The sequence below is a fragment of the Ferrovum myxofaciens genome (assembly GCF_000735045.1).
Taxonomy (GTDB): Bacteria; Pseudomonadota; Gammaproteobacteria; order Burkholderiales; family Ferrovaceae; genus Ferrovum; species Ferrovum myxofaciens.
In genome coordinates this window covers 1-1,149 of sequence record NZ_JPOQ01000453.1, presented here as the reverse complement: position 1 = coordinate 1,149, position 1,149 = coordinate 1, and the positions used below count along the sequence as shown (strand labels likewise).

Below are 1,149 nucleotides of genomic sequence, written 5' to 3'. Positions count from 1 at the left end.
AATCGGTAACGATAGGCGCGTTGAATCAACATGACCGTCATTATACAGTGAATTTAAGGCGTAAGTCAAGAACTTTCTCCTTATATCTCCGGCGTAAACGCCGAAGTTTTACGGAGAGGACGATAAAAGGAAATCACCGGTCATCTTCACCAGAATACGCACCGTGCTACCCCCATGTCGATGCTGACAAAATCACCCTGCGGAATCGGTTGCTCGACTTCTCTTAACGATCTGGACTCATCCCCGCCAGCAGTGGGACGTTTTCAACCCAACTTGCGATGATGCTATTATTAATGTAAATTAACATCATATTTGATGAAAGCGAGGACTATCTCATGCGTACCACTGTCACTATCGACGATGCACTCTACGAAAAGGCCCTGGAAATGGCCGACCCAAATATGGACAAATCGGATATTTTCCGAGAAGCAATCAAGACATTCGTGCGCGTGCAGGCAGCCAAGCGTCTTGCAACTCTAGGCGGCATGATACCCAAGATTCAGGATGTACCGCGTCGCCGTGAGGAGCCAGTCGTGCAATGAGCGTACTCATCGACACCTCGGTGTGGATAGACCACTTCCGCAACGGAAATGATGCGTTGATTGACTTGATCGGGCTAGACCTCGCGCTGACTCACCCAATGGTCATACTCGAAATTGCGTGCGGGACCCCCCCAGCGCCACGCATCCAGACACTGGATAACCTTGGCCTTTTGCAACCTTGTAACCAGGCGAGCATGCGTGAGGTAATGGAATTCATCGAGCGGGAAAAACTGTATGGGCTTGGGTGTGGGTTGGTGGACATGACACTACTGGCATCCACACTCATTACACCAGGTGCTGAGTTGTGGACTCTTGACAAGCGCCTTGCGGACTTGGCTGGGCGCTTCGGCGTGGCCCATCCACCGACGCTGCATTAGGAGCCGCCACTGACCGCTTGCGCGACAAGCCTCGGTCGTCACCCTCTTTCAGAAAATTTTCTCCAAAAAACTTTACACCCTGTAGGATTTATGGTGCAATGACAACACTGGATCAGGAGAAGTCTCATGTTAGATATTCATAACGAACGCATCACCCAACCAGCGTATCACTTGAGCCATCCCTATCGCCATGCCTTGCGCCGTCCCATGCACCCAAAGACCCTGAAACA

Annotated in this window: 2 protein-coding genes; both read left to right on the top strand. The window is 51.0% G+C overall.

Annotated features, from left to right (window positions below):
- The first annotated feature begins 335 nt into the window (after positions 1-335).
- A complete protein-coding gene (locus tag IV91_RS0114530; RefSeq protein WP_031599546.1) occupies positions 336-542 on the top strand; it encodes a type II toxin-antitoxin system VapB family antitoxin in 207 nt (68 codons plus the stop codon).
- Entirely contained in the window at positions 539-919 is a 381-nt protein-coding gene (locus IV91_RS0114525) for a type II toxin-antitoxin system VapC family toxin (RefSeq protein WP_031599545.1), read from the top strand. The genes IV91_RS0114530 and IV91_RS0114525 overlap by 4 nt, the downstream gene beginning before the upstream one ends.
- The last annotated feature ends 230 nt before the right edge of the window (positions 920-1,149 follow it).

Bases quoted from the DNA above. Each gene is read 5' to 3' on its own strand.
- IV91_RS0114530 (WP_031599546.1), top strand. From the start codon at position 336: ATGCGTACCACTGTCACTATCGACGATGCACTCTACGAAAAGGCCCTG.
- IV91_RS0114525 (WP_031599545.1), top strand. From the start codon at position 539: ATGAGCGTACTCATCGACACCTCGGTGTGGATAGACCACTTCCGCAAC.